The sequence below is a fragment of the Actinosynnema sp. NPDC050436 genome, assembly GCF_040655415.1.
In the GTDB taxonomy this organism is placed as follows: Bacteria; Actinomycetota; Actinomycetes; order Mycobacteriales; family Pseudonocardiaceae; genus Actinosynnema.
The window spans coordinates 26,670-41,684 of the sequence record NZ_JBFAJV010000025.1 but is presented as its reverse complement, the minus strand read 5'-3'; the positions used below and the strand labels follow the sequence as shown (position 1 = coordinate 41,684).

Here is a 15,015-nt window from a genome sequence, read left to right as displayed (position 1 = left end):
AACCGGGTGGTGGCGGTACACCTGCGGGTCGGATAACGGCCACCCCCTGTTCCCGGGGACTTTGACGCGGATCCCACACGCCGGCCGGGATGCTCCCAGCGCACGGAACCGGTCGGCACCACCCCACCGTACGATCCACGGCTGTGGAAAGGTCGGCGACGAATGTGATCGGCGGGCTGCTCGAACAACGCTACCGAGTGGGCGCCCTGGTGGCACGTGGCGGCATGTCCACCGTGTACCGGGGTGTCGACACGCGCTTGGAGCGCCCCGTGGCGATCAAGGTCATGGACCCCCGGTTCTCCTCGGACCCGCAGTTCGTCGCGCGGTTCGAGCGCGAGGCGCGCGCTGCGGCCGGGCTGCACCACCCCGGCGTCGTCGCGGTGCACGACCAGGGCGTGGACGAGGACCGGGTCTACCTCGTCATGGAACTGGTCGAGGGCGGCACCCTGCGCGACCTGCTCAACGCCCGGGGCAAGCTCGACGTGCCGCTCGCGCTGACCGTGCTGGAGCGCGTCCTGTCGCCGCTGGCCGCCGCGCACCGGGCGGGGCTCGTGCACCGGGACGTGAAGCCGGAGAACGTGCTCATCGGGCGCAACGGCGCGGTGAAGGTCGCCGACTTCGGCCTGGCCCGCGCGGTGTCCACGCCGGCCATCACGAGCGACACAACGATCCTGGGCACGGTCGCGTACCTGTCGCCGGAGCAGGTCACCAACGGCAACGCCGACGCCCGCAGCGACGTCTACGCGGCCGGCGTGCTGCTGTACGAGATGCTGACCGGCAGCCCGCCTTACGTCGGCGACACGGCCATCTCGGTCGCCTACCGCCACGTGAACGAGGAAGTGCCGCCGGTGACCGGCGTGCCCGCCCAGGTCGCGGAGCTGGTCCGGCGCTCGACGCGCAAGGAGCCGTTCCTGCGGCCGGCGGACGCCGAGGCGTTCCTGTCCGAGGTGGAGACGGCCCGCGCCGCGCTCGGGCTGGCCTCCGTCGACGTGCCGACCGTGACGGCGGCGACCGCCGACGCGCCCGCCTCGGCGGAGCCGAAGACGGAACGGGTGCTGCCGGTCGCCGTGGGGGCCGTGGCGCACGCCCAGGCGACGGTCCCGGTGCGCCGGGCGCACCCGCCCGGCCCGCAGGGCACCCAGGCGCTGCCGAGGGGCCTGGACCCCACCCCGTCCCCCGCCCTGGGCCTGCCCGCGCCGCCGGGAGGGCAGCAGACGGCCGTGGTGCCCCGGACGCGGCCCGTGCGGCCGAAGCGGCCACCGCGCAAGAAGACGCCCGAGCAGCTCTACGAGGAGATGCGGGCCAGGAGCAAGAAGCAGTTCATCACCTGGATCACCGTCGTGGTGGTCGCGGCGGTGGTGATCGGCCTGGTGAGCTGGTGGCTGTCGATCGGCCGGGTCGAGGCCGTGCCGGACGTCATCGGCAAGGAGCAGGACGCGGCGGTGGCGATCCTCGACAGCACGAACCTCAAGTCCGCCGTGTCGACGGAGAACAGCGACAGCGTGCCCAGCGGCCAGGTGCTGCGCACCGACCCGGTGGCGGGCACCGAGGCGACCAGGGGCGACCTGGTGCGGGTCGTGGTGTCGCGCGGCAAGCCGGTGGTGCCCCCGATCGCGGCGGGGGTCGAGGTGGCGGCGGCGGAGAAGGAGATCGCCGCCGTGGGGCTCAAGCCCGTCCTCAACCCCGAGGAGGACGCGTTCAGCGACCGGGTGCCCAAGGGCAAGGTCGTGACGACCAAGCCCGCGCCGGGCTCGGCCGTGGCGATCGGCAGCGCGGTGACCGTCGTGGTGAGCAAGGGCGTGCAGCCCAAGCCGGTGCCGAACGTGAAGGGCAAGACGAAGGAGGAGGCGTTCGCCGAGCTGTCGGCGGCCGGGTTCGAACCGCTCGACGGCCCGGAGGAGCCGTCCGGCGAGGTCGAAGGCGGCAGGGTCGTCCGCACGACCCCGCCGGCGGGCACCACGCTGGGCGCGGACAAGAAGGTCACCGTGATCGTCGCGGCGGACCGGGGCGTGACCGTGCCGAACGTCGAGGGCAAGAAGCTCAGGGAAGCCAAGGAGACCCTGGAGAAGGCGGGCTTCCAGGTGGACGTCCAGTTCAACAACCGCGAGCGGGCGACGGTGGTCAACCAGTCGATCAGGCCCGGCGAGCGCGTGCCGAAGGGCACCAAGATCACGATCATCGCGGTCTGACCGCCCCGGGTCGCACCGGGGACGGGCCGTCGCCAGGCCCGCCCCGGTGGTCCGGGCCTGGTGCCGCGCCTCGCCCTCGACCGACCGGGGCCGCCGGAGCGCGGCGGTGCCGGCGCACCCGACCTCGACGCGAGGCCCTTCCGTCCACCGCCATGCCGGCGCACCCGACCTCGACGCGGAAGACCTGCCCCCGCCGTCCCCCTGCCGGCACGGCACCCGGCCCCGCGCACGACCGTGCCCCGGCGGTCCGGGACGAGGTCCTGGTCCGCCGGGGCACGGGGTGGTCGGTCAGCTGCGGAGCATCTCCGCGACCAGGAAGGCCAGCTCCAGCGACTGCTGGGTGTTCAGCCTCGGGTCGCACGCCGTCTCGTAGCGGCCCGCGAGGTCGGTGTCCGAGATCTCCTGGGCACCGCCCAGGCACTCGGTGACGTCCTCGCCGGTCAGCTCGATGTGGATGCCGCCGGGGTGGGTGCCCAGCCGGCGGTGCACCTCGAAGAAGCCCTGCACCTCGTCCACGATCCGGTCGAAGTGCCGGGTCTTGTAGCCGGTGGACGACTCGTGCGTGTTGCCGTGCATCGGGTCGCACTGCCAGATCACCTGGTGGCCGGACGCGGTGACCTTCTCCACGATCGCGGGCAGCACGTCGCGCACCTTGCCGTTGCCCATGCGGCTGATCAGGGTCAGCCGGCCGGGCTGGTTGTGCGGGTCGAGCCGCTCGACGTACTCGACCGCCATCTCCGGCGAGGTGGTCGGGCCGATCTTGAGGCCGATCGGGTTGGACAGCAGCTCGGCGAACGCGATGTGCGCGCCGTCGAGCTGGCGGGTGCGCTCGCCGATCCACAGGAAGTGGGACGAGAGGTTGTACAGCCTGGCCTGGTCGCTGTTGGTGTCCAGGCGCAGCAGCGCGCGCTCGTAGTCCAGCAGCAGCGCCTCGTGCGAGGCGAAGATCTCGGTGGTGTGCAGCGAGGTGTCGTCGACCCCGCACGCCGACATGAACCGCAGGCCCCGGTCGATCTCGGCGGCCAGCGCCTCGTACCGCTCGCCGGCCGGCGACGTGCGCACGAAGTCCTTGTTCCACTCGTGCAGCCGGTGCAGGTCGGCCATGCCGGCGGTGGTCATCGCCCGCAGCAGGTTCATCGCCGCGCCCGCGTTCGCGTACGCCCGGATCATCCGCGACGGGTCCGGGATGCGCGCCTCGGGCGTGGTCACCAGCGAGTTGACGATGTCGCCCCGGTAGGACGGCAGGCCGAGCGCGTCGATGTTGGACGAGCGCGGCTTGGCGTACTGGCCGGCGATGCGGCCGATCTTGACCACCGGCAGGCTCGCGCCGTAGGTCAGCACGACCGCCATCTGCAGCAGGGTGCGCACGTTGGCGCGGATGTGGGGCTCGGTGTTGTCCGCGAACGTCTCGGCGCAGTCACCGCCCTGGAGGAGGAACGCCTCCCCGCGCGCCACCTCGGCGAGGTTGTCGCGCAGCCGGTCGATCTCGGCGGGCACGGTGATCGGCGGGACGCTCTCGAGCACCGCGCGCACCCTGCGCACCTGCTCCGCGTCCGGCCACTCCGGCTGCTGGGCAGCGGGGCGGCCCAGCGCGTCGTCCAGTCGGTTGCGGAGCTCGGGCGGGAGGGGCGGGAGCTCGGGAAGCGTGTCCACGGGCACGTCCACGGTCCAGTTCACGTGTTAAGGGTAGGCGGTCCGCGCCAGGGGACGGCCACTGGATGGCCTGTGCATGGCGCAGGTCATGCCCGTCACCCGTTCGGACGATGATCCACCCGCCGACGGGCCGGAGCAGGACGGCCGGGGCGAGCCCCCGGCGCAGGCGGGCACCCGGCGCGGGCCGACCGCCGGCGGGACCGCCCCCGGCGCGCTGGACGGCGCTGCGGGAACCCGTACCCGGTCCCCCACGAGCCGCCAGGCACCGGCACAACGGCGACAGAGACGACAACGGGCGCTCCCGGGCGGGTCGAGGGTCCGCCCGGGAGCGCCCGAAGGCTGCGGTCTAGCCGAAGAAGACCTCGGCCTCCGCGTACCGCTCCAGCGGCACGGTCTTGAGCTCGGCCGTCGCCTCGGACAGCTTCACCCGCACGATGTCGGTGCCGCGCAGCGCCACCATCACGCCGAAGTCGCCCTCGGCCACCGCGTCCACCGCGTGCAGGCCGAACCGGGTGGCGAGCACCCGGTCGTACGCGGTCGGGATGCCGCCGCGCTGGGTGTGGCCGAGCACGACCGCGCGGGACTCCTTGCCGGTGCGCTCGGCGATCTCCTCGGCCAGCCAGGTGCCGACCCCGCCCAGCCGGACGTGGCCGAACGCGTCCTTCTCACCGGAGTGCAGCACCTCGGCGCCGCCCTCGGGCACCGCGCCCTCGGCGACGACGATGATCGGCGCGTACTGCCGCTCGAACCGCCGCTCCACCCACTCGACGACCTTCTCCACGCTGAACGGCCGCTCCGGCACCAGGATCACGTTCGCGCCGCCCGCGAGGCCCGAGTGCAGCGCGATCCAGCCCGCGTGCCGGCCCATCACCTCGACCACCAGCGCCCGGTGGTGCGACTCGGCGGTGGTGCGCAGCCGGTCGATGGACTCGGTGGCGATGTGCACGGCGGTGTCGAAGCCGAACGTGTAGTCGGTCGCGCCGAGGTCGTTGTCGATGGTCTTCGGCACGCCGACCACGCCGATGCCGTCGTCGGTCAGCCGCTTGGCGACGCCGAGGGTGTCCTCGCCGCCGATGGCGATCAGCGCGTCGACGCCCTCGGCGGACAGCACCTCGCGGATGCGGTCGACGCCGCCGTCGATCTTGTACGGGTTGGTGCGCGACGAGCCCAGGATCGTGCCGCCCCGGGTGAGGATGTCCTCCACGTCGCCCAGACCGATCGGCTTGGTGAGGCCCTCGACCGGGCCCTGCCAGCCGTTGCGGAAGCCCACGACCTCCCAGCCGTGGGCTTCGACGCCCTTGCGGACCACGGCGCGGATGACCGCGTTCAGGCCGGGGCAGTCACCACCGCCGGTGAGCACACCAATACGCATCTGCTTAGCCAATCTCTTCGTGGCGTGGGTCACCCAAGACTGTCACGAACTGGATCGGTGCAGCAAGGAGGGGTCCCACCTAGCGGACGGCGAACCCCCGGCGCTGCCGCTCCTGCTCGATCACCTTCCAGCGGGCCAGGTTGTGCCGAGCGTCGGCGAGCGCGTCGTGCGCGTCGGCGGGCGGGGCGGGCAGCTTCGGCTTGCCCACGTCCTCCCAGCGCTGCCGCAGGTCGCGGGTGAAGCGGGGCAGGGAGCGCGGCAGCGCGGGCATCGGGCCCCAGAGCTGGGCCAGCGCCACGTGGTCGTAGGCGGCGAACCACGCCCACAGCTCGACGTCGTCCCGGTTGGCCTTGCCCCCGCCGAGGAACTCCAGCAGGTCGCGGCGGATGCGCTCGCGCCCCCGCCAGGCCCGGTCGGCGGGCGGGGGGAGCTGGTTGAGCACGTTCGCCCGCACCCACGGACCGGCCTTCTCCGGGTCGAACTCGGTGGACACGGCGTAGAACTCGCGGCCTTCCTCGTCCACCACCCCGATGGAGACGAGGTCGATCGTCACCCCGTCCTCGATGAACTCACAGTCGTAGAAGAACCGCACCGCGCCAACCTTAAGGTGCCGTTCACCCGGCCTTCGTGCCGGGCAGCCGGTCGGCGTCCGCCGGGACCGGTTTCGGGTCCTGCCCCTCCTTGGCCTTGGACGCGTAGACGTCCACGTACTCCTGGCCGGACAGCTCCATCAGGGCGTACATGATCTCGTCGGTGATGGACCGCAGCACGAACCGGTCGCCCGACAGCCCCTCGTAGCGGGAGAAGTCCAGCGGCTTGCCGATCTTGATCCGGATGGGGTGGGGCCGCCACACCTTCGAGCCGATCGGATTGGCCTTGTCGGTGCCGAACATGGCGACCGGGATGACCGGGGCACCGGACTCCAGGGCGATCCACGCCACGCCGACCTTGCCCTTGTACAGCCGGCCGTCGGGCGAGCGGGTGCCCTCGGGGTAGATGCCGAGCAGCTTGCCCTCGCGGACGATCCGCACGCCGGTGTCCAGCGCGCCCTGCGCCGCCGACGCCGAGGACCGGTCGATCGGCACCTGGCCGACGCCGGAGAAGAACCAGCGCTGGAACGCGCCCTTGAGCCCCTTGCCGGTGAAGTACTCGATCTTCGCCGGGAACGTGACCCGCCGCGACAGCTTGAGCGGCAGGAAGAACGAGTCGGACACGGCGAGGTGGTTGGACGCCAGGATCGCGCCGCCCTCCTTGGGGATGTTCTCCGCGCCCTCGATGATCCGGGGTCGGAAGAACAGCTTCAGGAGCGGCCCGAGAAAGATGTGTTTCATCAACCAGTAGAGCACTGCCGGCAGCGCCTCCTCGACGTGCTTGATCCCCGCGGGCCAGCCTACGGAGCCGACCGCACCAGGCACAACGAAGACCCGGGCGCGGCCGGTACGGTCGCAAGTCCCACCGACCGCCGTAATCCGCAACACAACGGCCTCGTGGGACGATGAAGTCTGGCAGAGGATTCGCCTTCACGACCGGAGGGCTGGAGCACGCCGATGAACTCCCGACGCGACTCGACGGACGGCCCGGAGGACGTGGACGCGACCTTCGCCGAGATCGTGGCCGGCCTGGAACGCGAAGGCGTCGGCAGGAACTGGCCCGCCGACGACGACCCGGACGGTGAGCCGGACAGCGGTCCGGACGACGACCCGACCGACGAGGCGGAGCCCGCCGCACCGGTCCGCCCGGAGGGCCAACCGGCCGTGGCGACGGCCGACGTGGAGCGGGACGACCCGGACGACGACCCGGACGACCACTTCGTCCCCCCGGACCCCCCACCGCTGCCCGCGCTGCGCGCCGGCACCGTCGCGGCCCTGCTGCTGATCCTGCTGGGCGTGGTACTGCTGCTGTTCCCGGGCCTGTTCGGCCTGACCTCGGCCGTCGGCACGCCGGTGGCCCTGGTGGTGCTGTGCTCGGGGGCCGGCTGGCTGGTCCTGCGCATCCGCAACGGCCCACCCCCCGACTCGGGCTGGGACGACGGCGCGGTCCTCTGACCCCGCCACCCGTACGACAGCCCGCAGCAACCGCCCCAGCCAACCGCCCCAGCCAACCGCCCCAGCCAACCGCCGCAGTCCCCCGCAGTCGGCCCCGCAGCCGGCCACCCGAAGTTCGCCGCCCGGCGGCTTCGGCATCCCCGCCCGAAATGTCGTACCCCCGTGCTTGACTGCAAAGCGGGGGACCCCACGGGCGGGGACTCCTGCGGGAGCGCGGGCGTCCGGCTGGACCACGCCCGGAACTCCCCGGTCGGCCACCGGCTCGCAGGGCCGCGTCCACCGGGCCACCGGCTCGCAGGGCCGGGCTCACAGGCTCACAGGCGGGGCTCGCAGGGCCGGGCTTGAGGAATTGGGCTTGGAGAGCTGGGCTTGAAGAGTTGCGGCTCGTCGAGCCGGGTCGACCGGACCGGGTGCACCGGGTCGGGCGGTGCGCACCCGCCGGTACGACACAGGGGGACACTGTGCGCTTACGCCAGAACCTGCTCGGACTGCTCACCGCACTCACGCTGACCGGAGGGCTCCTCGCCCACGCCGCACCCGAACCGGCGTCGGCCGGGCCGGTCGGCACCGACGCCACCACCACGTTGAGCTTCGTCGCCCACCCGGACGACGACCTGTTGTTCATGAACCCCGACATCGCTTCCGACGTGCAGGCCGGCCACAACGTCTGGGTCGTCTACATGACCGCCGGCGAGGTCCACAACCGCCCGGCCATGCCGTACGCCGATCAGCGCATCAAGGGCGCGCGCGCCGCGTACGCCAGAGCCGCCGGGGTGCCGAACCTGTGGACGTACGAGGCCATGTACTTCAACGGCCACCAGCTCGCCACGAACCGGCTCGACGGCACCAACGTGCGGTTGGTCTTCACCTTCGTGCACGCCGCGTCCGGCGGCTGCGACACCCCCGGCGAGGACGCCCAGGGCGACCTCTACAAGATGCTGCACGACGACGACTACGTCGCCCAGCCCATCGACGGCCGGGCCCCGTACGACCGGGCGTCGTTCACCGCCATGCTGAAGTCGATCATCACCACGGCGGACCCCGCCTTCATCCGCACCACCAGCAGCATCGGGCACCGCGAGGACGACCACGTCGACCACACCTCGGCGGCCATCCTGGCGGCCGACGCCGACACCACCGCGACCGGTGACACCTGGATCGAGCGCAACGAGTACCAGGGTTACGTGGTGCGCGACGACCCGGCGACCTACCCGGACAACGTGTTCGGCTACTGGCGCGACGAGAAGATCGCCATCTGGAACGAGTACTGGACCCACGACCCGGAGATCACCGACGGCAACACCTGGAGCGCGCTCTACGGCAGGCAGTACCAACTGCCCGGCCGGTCGTTCCAGCCGGGCGTCCCGTGGGTGCCGCCGGGCGACTTCTCCGAGTGCTGACCGCCGGGGCTCGCGGGTAGCGGGTCGGAGGCCGGCGAGCCTGCTGACAGCGGCGCGGCAGGCAGCGGGTCAGCGGGCGTCGAGGGCGGGGAGCAGGTCGCGGGCGAGGGTGGCCACGCCGACGATGCCAGCGTCGTCGCCGAGTTGGGCCGTGCGGATGCGGGCCGGCGGCCGGTGGCCCGCGCCGGTCACCACCGACGCGTAGCGCTCGCGGGCCTCGTCCAGGAACAGCGGGGCGGACTCCGAGACGCCGCCGCCGACGACCACGACCTCCGGGTCGTAGACGTCCGCGACCACGGCCAGCCCCTCCCCCAGCCACCGGGCCAGGTCGGCCACGGCGCGCTGGGCCAGCGCGTCGCCGTCGCGGGCGGCGGCGGCGACGCGCCGGCCGGTGATCGCGCGGGAGTCGCCCCGGGCCTCCCGCTCCAGCAGCGACGAGCCGGGGTACCGGGCGAGCAGTTCCACGGCGGTGGTGGTGAGGGCGGTGCCGCTGCAGTAGCGCTCCCAGCAGCCGTTCTTCCCGCACGGGCACGGGCGGCCGTCCGGGACCACGCGCAGGTGGCCCAGCTCCGGCGCGACGCCGTGCGCGCCCCGGAACAGCTCGCCGCCGACCAGCAGCGCGCCGCCGATGCCGGTGCCGAGGGCGACCAGCGCGGCGACCCGCGCCCCGCGCGCCGCGCCGAAGCGGTGCTCGGCGAGGGCCGCCGCGTTGGCGTCGTGCTCCAGCACCACGGGCAGCCCGAGGCGGGCGGCGACGCGGTCGGCGACCGGGGCCCGCCGCCACGCCAGGTGCGGCGCGAACAGCACGGTCCGCCGGTCCGGCCCGACGAACCCGGCCACGGCGAGCCCGACCGCACCCACCGGGTGCCGTGCCGCCACCTCGGCCACGGCCGCGCCGATCGCCTCCTCCAGCGCCTCCTCCCCGGACGGGGTGGCGGCGCGGGCGGTGTCCAGCACGGCCCCGTCGGCGTCCACCACGCCGGCGCGCACGCTGGTGCCGCCGACGTCGACGCCGACGGTCAGCACTGCGTCCGCCGCCGGACGACCGGGATGTGCTGCACCCGCACCCCCGGCTCCGGCACGTCCTCGACGTCGTCGGTGGCCGGAGCAGCAGCCGGATCAGCGGGCGACGCAGCAGTCGGGCCGGTACCGGGACCCGGAGCAGGGGCGGCGGGGTCGGACAGGGCGGCGCGCAGCACGGCGACCAGGCCGGTCACGTGCTCGGCGGCGCGGGCCGCGAGTTCGGAGCGGTCGCCCCGGACCAGGGCCGCCGCGTTGCACAGCGGGCACCAGCCGCAGGACCGCTCGTCGTGCGCGCCGTCGGCGAGCCGGTTCAGCCACGGCTGCGCGCGGTCGGCGGCGGCGTCGAGCAGCAGTCGGAGTTCCTCGGTGAGCTTCGCGTCCACGTCCGTCACCGCATCCACAGGTCGGGGTCGGGGCGGAAGCGCACCGCCACGCCGTCGTCGTCCAGTTCCGCGCCGACCACCAGGCACCGCCGCAGCAGCGACGGCAGGGCGATCAGCTTGCGCCGCCCGTCGACGGTGACCGCGAGGTCGTCGCCGACCCGCGCGAGCCGCAGGTCCGCGTCGCCGACCGGCAGCGCGAGCCGCAGCTCGTACTCGTCGCCGACCCGGGCCACGTCGACCAGCGGACCGGCCGGGCCGGCACCGTCGAGCGGGTCTGCGCCCGCGTAGAGGGCGTCCGCGACCTCCAGCAGGGCGGCGAGCCCGACCGGTTCGCCGGCGCGGTGCTCGACCGCGCGCACCGCGCCCAGGTCCAGCGACGCCAGCACGGCGTCCTGCTCGGCCCGCCGCGTGCGCAGCCAGGCGGCGGCCGGGCCGGGGTCGTCGCCGGGGTGCGGCACGAGCCGGTTGGCGATCACGCCGTCGACCCGGATGCCCTGCAACGCCAGCGCGGTGACGGTCCGGCGGGTCTCGGCGGCGACCACCCGCTCGGGGGTGAGCACCAGCCGGACGGCGGTGGCGTCGGAGGTCAGCAGCGCGCGCAGCTGCTCCAGGCCCTCCGCGAGCCGGCCCAGCGCGTCGGCGGTGGCGTCCCACCGCTCGGCCGGCGCCCGGGTGCCGGCGAGCCCGGCGAGCAGCCCGCGCACCACGCGGCGGTGGGTGGGGAACAGCCGTTCCAGGTAGGAACCGACGGCCTCGGGCAGGGCGAGCAGCCGCAGCGTCTCGGCGGTCGGGCCGCAGTCGACCACGACCACGTCCCACGGGCCGGTGCGGGCGAGCCGCTGCACCTCGGCGAGGGCGAGCAGCTCCTCCACGCCCGGCAGGACGGTCAGCTCCTCGGCGGCCAGCTCGTCCACGCCCGCGCCGGCCAGCACGGTCCGCAGGTGGCCGCGCAGCTCGCGCCAGGCACCGTCGACCAGCGCCCGGGGGTCGACCTGGGCGGCGTGCAGGCCCGCGTCGACCTCGGTGGGCGCGGAGCCCAGCGGCACGCCGAACGCGTCACCCAGCGAGTGGGCGGGGTCGGTGGACACGACCAGGGCCTTGCGCCCGCCGGCGGCCAGCGCGGCGGAGGTGGCGGCGGCGAGGGTCGTCTTGCCGACCCCGCCCTTGCCGGTGAACAGCAGCAGGCGCGCGCTCATCCAGCGTTTTCCACCCGGCGCTTGAGCTCCTTCAGCGCGGTGTCCATGATCAGCTTCTCGGCTTTGCGGCGGAACAGGCCGATCATCGGCACCACGAGCTGCACGGACAGCGTGTAGGTCACCTCGGTGGAGCCGCCGCTCGGGGAGAGCACGTACCTGCCCTCCTGGGACTTCTGCATCTGCCCCTTGACCAGGTGCCACGAGATCCGCGACGGCGACCACTCGTCGTAGGCCAGCACGTACTCGTCCTTGATCGGGCCCTTGTCGATGTTGAACCTCACCTGCGCGGCGTAGTCGTCCGCCCCGGTCTCCAGCACCTCGGCGCGCTGCACCCCGTCGGCCCACTCGGGGTAGGCGGCGAAGTCGGCGATCACCGCGACGATCTTCGCGGGAGCCGCGTCGATGACGATGGACTGGGTGGACTCGTCGGCCATGCCGGGGAGGCTACCCGGTGGTTCGGCTCACCAGCGCAACACGTGGGGCGTGCCGCTGCGCTGGAAGTGGCCCACGTTCACGCACTCGGTCCACCCCACCCGCGCGCGCCGCGCCATCGGCTGGTGCACGTGCCCGAACACCGACCAGCGGGGCCGGTCGCGGTGGATCGTGCGCAGCAGCGACGCGGACCCCCACTCGGGCCGCCGCGCCACCACGTCGTAGGTCAGCTCGGCCACGGCGGGCGGGATGTGGGTGCACAGCACGTCCACCGGGCCCAGCCCGTCGAGCGCCGCGCCGAACTCCTCCTCGGTGCGCAGGTACGGGTACCAGGGTGCCCCCGGTCGCCGCACGAACCCGGGCGCGATCAACGCCCCGCCGACGAAACCGAACTTCAAGCCGCCGATCTCCGCCGATTCACCGTCCAGCACGTGCACCCCGTCGCGCACGAACCGGGGCCACAGCTCCGGGCTGTCGACGTTGCCGGGCGTCGCGTAGGTCGGCGCGCTCATCGCCGCGAACAGCTCGGCGTACTGCTCCAGCACGGCCTCGCGGACGATCGCCGCCGCGTCGTCCAGGCTGTCCCACAGCGACCGGATGTAGCGCACCGTCTCCGGGCCCATCCGCTCGCGCCGCATCCGGGCGAAGACCTCGACCTTCTCCGCGCCGAACACCCGACCGAGGATGCCCTTGCCGTGGTCGTAGTAGTCGACGAAGTCGACCAGGTCCCCCAGGACCACCAGTGCGTCGGCACCGTCGCCCGCGCGGGCGAGGGCCTCGGCGTTGCCGTGGACATCCGAGACGACGTGAACCCGCACCCCCTGGAATCTACGGCAGGGCGGGCGGCACACCGGGCTCGCGGCCGGCTTCCAAGGTGGCTTTCAGCCCGAGGGACACCTGTTTGGCGGCCAACTGGCGACGTCGGAGTTCTTTCCGCACCCGTTTGGGTGTCGTCTCGCCGCGCGGGTCGGCGCGCAGGAAGTAGTGCAGCAGGGTCCCGTCCAGCACCGGCTCCAGCCACACCTCCATGGTGCCCACGAGCGCGCCGCCGACGGTCCAGCGCAGGCCCTGCGCGCCCCGGTCGAGGTAGACGTCCAGAATGAGGTCGGGCCAGTACCGCGCCCACGCCTCGGGCGCGGCGAAGGCCGCCGCCACCACCTCGGGAGGGACTGCGAGAAATGTCTCGTCCACGACGTCCACGCTCGGCACGGGTGGGAAGAGTGCCACGACACGATCACGGAACGGACCACCGGCCTGGTGTATTGCCGGAATCACAGGCTAAGTTTCCCCACCGGTAACAAACAAACGTCCGGAGGTTGACGTGCGTGAGTTCAGCGTCCCCGCCACCGCCGCCGTGGCTCCCGAGGAGAACCTCACCGACATGGTGCAGGCGAACGCGGAGCGCTTCGGCAACGCCGTCAGCTTCCGCCGCCGGGTGGACGGCACGTGGGTGGACGTGACCGCCCGCGACTTCGCCGCCCAGGTGCTCGCGGTCGCCAAGGGCCTGATCGCCTCCGGCCTCCAGGCGGGCGACCGGGTCGGGCTGATGTCCAAGACCCGCTACGAGTGGACTCTGCTCGACTTCGCCATCTGGCACGCGGGCGGCGTCGTGGTGCCGATCTACGAGACGTCGGCGGCCGAGCAGGTCGAGTGGATCCTGTCCGACTCGTCGGCCAGGGCCGTGTTCGTGGAGACCGCCGAGCACCGGGCGACGCTGGACACCGTGGTGGCCGGGCTGCCGGAGCTGACCAGCGTCTGGCAGGTCGACGGCCCGAGCGGGGACGCCGCCGGCGCGATCGACGAGCTGACCGCCCTCGGCGCGGGCGTGTCCGACGACGACGCGCGGGCCCGCCGCAGGGAGGTGGGCGCGGACGACACCGCGACCATCGTCTACACCTCCGGCACCACCGGCCGGCCCAAGGGCTGCGAGCTCACGCACTACAACCTGCTGTCCGAGGTGCGCTCCGACGTGGCGGCGTTCCCGCAGCTCATGCAGGCCGGCAACTCGCTGCTGGTGTTCCTGCCGCTGGCGCACATCCTGGCCCGCGCGATCGCCCTGTGCGCGGTGTACACCCGGGTCACGCTCGGCCACACGCCGGACGTGCGCAACCTGGTGGACGACCTCCAGTCGTTCCGGCCGACGTTCGTGGTGGCCGTGCCGAGGGTGTTCGAGAAGGTCTACAACGGCGCGAAGCAGAAGGCGCACGCGGCGGGCAAGGGCAAGATCTTCGACGCCGCCGAGGCGACCGCCGTGGCCTACAGCCAGGCGCTGGACAGCGGCGGCGCGGGGCTGGGGCTCAAGCTCAAGCACGCGGTGTTCTCGAAGCTGGTGTACTCCAAGCTCCAGGCGGCGCTGGGCGGCCGGTGCATCGCGGCGGTGTCCGGCGGCGCACCGCTGGGCGCGCGGCTGGCGCACTTCTTCCGGGGCGTGGGCGTGCCGGTGCTGGAGGGCTACGGCCTGACCGAGACCAGCGCGGCGGCGTGCGTGAACACCGAGTCGGCGTTCCGGGTGGGCACGGTCGGCCGGCCGATCGCGGGCACCTCGGTGCGCATCGCCGAGGACGGCGAGATCCTGGTCAAGGGCGACGTGGTGTTCCGCTCGTACTGGAACAACGCGCAGGCGACCGCCGAGGCCCTGGAGGACGGCTGGTTCCACACCGGCGACCTGGGCGAGCTGGACGACGACGGCTTCCTGCGGATCACCGGCCGCAAGAAGGAGATCATCGTCACCGCCGGCGGCAAGAACGTGTCGCCCGCCGTGCTGGAGGACCGGCTGCGGTCGCACCCGCTGATCAGCCAGTGCATGGTGGTGGGCGACGCGCAGCCGTTCATCGGCGCGCTGATCACCGTCGACCCGGAGTTCTTCCCGGCGTGGAAGGAGCAGAACGGCAAGCCCGCGTCGGCGTCCGTGGCGGACCTGGTCGCGGACGAGACGCTGCTCGCCACCATCCAGGCCGCCGTGGACGAGGCCAACCACGCCGTGTCCAAGGCCGAGGCGATCAAGCGGTTCCGGGTGCTGCCGGTGGACTTCACCGAGGCGGGCGGCGAGATGACGCCGAGCCTGAAGCTCAAGCGCTCGGTGGTGGCGACCACCTACAAGCAGGACATCGCGGCGATCTACGCGAAATAAGACGAGTGGCCCGCACCCGAGGGTGCGGGCCACTCGACCCCCAGTGATCGTCATCCGCTGACGCGGACTCGAGAAGCTCTGTTGTCCCGGTCCCCCAACCGGGACGTGGTGAAGCCTGCCCGACCTCGCTGTCGTATCGCTGACGCGGCGGTGACTCGGGCCGTCAGCGGTGCCCCTAGGCTGGAGGTCGCA

The 15,015-nt window shown here is 73.1% G+C and carries 14 protein-coding genes; 4 read left to right on the top strand and 10 right to left on the bottom strand.

Annotated elements, in window-relative coordinates; all coding sequences use genetic code 11:
• Positions 1–143: 143 nt before the first annotated feature.
• Positions 144–2,189: a PASTA domain-containing protein gene (locus tag AB0I60_RS35730; protein WP_360738207.1), complete on the top strand. Its 2,046-nt coding sequence runs from the start codon at positions 144–146 to the stop codon at positions 2,187–2,189.
• 288 nt (positions 2,190–2,477) lie between these two features.
• Here AB0I60_RS35730 and AB0I60_RS35725 read toward each other — a convergent pair whose 3' ends face one another.
• From AB0I60_RS35725 to AB0I60_RS35710, 4 genes are all read right to left on the bottom strand, one after another.
• Positions 2,478–3,866 (bottom strand): class II 3-deoxy-7-phosphoheptulonate synthase, encoded by a 1,389-nt coding sequence (locus AB0I60_RS35725; protein WP_360738205.1) that lies wholly within the window; start codon positions 3,864–3,866, stop codon positions 2,478–2,480.
• 322 nt (positions 3,867–4,188) lie between these two features.
• Positions 4,189–5,214 (bottom strand): 6-phosphofructokinase, encoded by a 1,026-nt coding sequence (locus tag AB0I60_RS35720; protein WP_360738203.1) that lies wholly within the window; start codon positions 5,212–5,214, stop codon positions 4,189–4,191.
• Between the two features lie 79 nt (positions 5,215–5,293).
• Positions 5,294–5,806 (bottom strand): polyadenylate-specific 3'-exoribonuclease AS, encoded by a 513-nt coding sequence (locus tag AB0I60_RS35715; RefSeq protein ID WP_360738200.1) that lies wholly within the window; start codon positions 5,804–5,806, stop codon positions 5,294–5,296.
• Between the two features lie 22 nt (positions 5,807–5,828).
• Positions 5,829–6,560, bottom strand: coding sequence for a lysophospholipid acyltransferase family protein (locus tag AB0I60_RS35710; protein WP_360738268.1), 732 nt, complete (start codon positions 6,558–6,560; stop codon positions 5,829–5,831).
• 201 nt (positions 6,561–6,761) lie between these two features.
• Between AB0I60_RS35710 and AB0I60_RS35705 the strand changes: the two genes are divergently transcribed.
• Together AB0I60_RS35705 and AB0I60_RS35700 are read left to right on the top strand one after the other, a co-directional pair.
• Positions 6,762–7,259 carry a hypothetical protein gene (locus AB0I60_RS35705; RefSeq protein WP_360738197.1) on the top strand — a complete coding sequence of 166 codons (498 nt, stop codon included), beginning with the start codon at positions 6,762–6,764 and terminating at the stop codon, positions 7,257–7,259.
• Positions 7,260–7,720: 461 nt separating this feature from the next.
• Positions 7,721–8,659, top strand: a complete 939-nt coding sequence (locus tag AB0I60_RS35700; RefSeq protein WP_360738195.1) for a PIG-L family deacetylase — start codon at positions 7,721–7,723, stop codon at positions 8,657–8,659.
• 69 nt (positions 8,660–8,728) lie between these two features.
• Here the strand turns inward: AB0I60_RS35700 and AB0I60_RS35695 are convergent, their stop codons facing one another.
• From AB0I60_RS35695 to AB0I60_RS35670, 6 genes are read right to left on the bottom strand one after another with little or no spacing between them, the layout of a single operon-like run.
• Positions 8,729–9,685 (bottom strand): ROK family protein, encoded by a 957-nt coding sequence (locus AB0I60_RS35695; protein WP_360738193.1) that lies wholly within the window; start codon positions 9,683–9,685, stop codon positions 8,729–8,731.
• Positions 9,679–10,074: a hypothetical protein gene (locus AB0I60_RS35690; protein WP_360738191.1), complete on the bottom strand. Its 396-nt coding sequence runs from the start codon at positions 10,072–10,074 to the stop codon at positions 9,679–9,681. The genes AB0I60_RS35695 and AB0I60_RS35690 overlap by 7 nt, the downstream gene beginning before the upstream one ends.
• Positions 10,071–11,261 carry an ArsA family ATPase gene (locus tag AB0I60_RS35685; RefSeq protein WP_360738188.1) on the bottom strand — a complete coding sequence of 397 codons (1,191 nt, stop codon included), beginning with the start codon at positions 11,259–11,261 and terminating at the stop codon, positions 10,071–10,073. The genes AB0I60_RS35690 and AB0I60_RS35685 overlap by 4 nt, the downstream gene beginning before the upstream one ends.
• Positions 11,258–11,695: an SRPBCC family protein gene (locus tag AB0I60_RS35680; protein ID WP_360738185.1), complete on the bottom strand. Its 438-nt coding sequence runs from the start codon at positions 11,693–11,695 to the stop codon at positions 11,258–11,260. The genes AB0I60_RS35685 and AB0I60_RS35680 overlap by 4 nt, the downstream gene beginning before the upstream one ends.
• A 27-nt stretch (positions 11,696–11,722) precedes the next feature.
• The gene (locus tag AB0I60_RS35675; RefSeq protein WP_360738183.1) at positions 11,723–12,511 is read right to left on the bottom strand and encodes a metallophosphoesterase; all 789 of its coding nucleotides are present in this window, start codon (positions 12,509–12,511) and stop codon (positions 11,723–11,725) included.
• A 10-nt stretch (positions 12,512–12,521) separates the two neighbouring features.
• Positions 12,522–12,902 carry a polyketide cyclase / dehydrase and lipid transport gene (locus AB0I60_RS35670; RefSeq protein ID WP_360738180.1) on the bottom strand — a complete coding sequence of 127 codons (381 nt, stop codon included), beginning with the start codon at positions 12,900–12,902 and terminating at the stop codon, positions 12,522–12,524.
• Between the two features lie 112 nt (positions 12,903–13,014).
• On the opposite strand from AB0I60_RS35670, the gene AB0I60_RS35665 reads away from it, so the two are divergent.
• On the top strand, positions 13,015–14,823 hold the full coding sequence (locus tag AB0I60_RS35665) for a long-chain fatty acid--CoA ligase (RefSeq protein ID WP_360738177.1): 1,809 nt from the start codon (positions 13,015–13,017) through the stop codon (positions 14,821–14,823).
• Positions 14,824–15,015 lie beyond the last annotated feature (192 nt).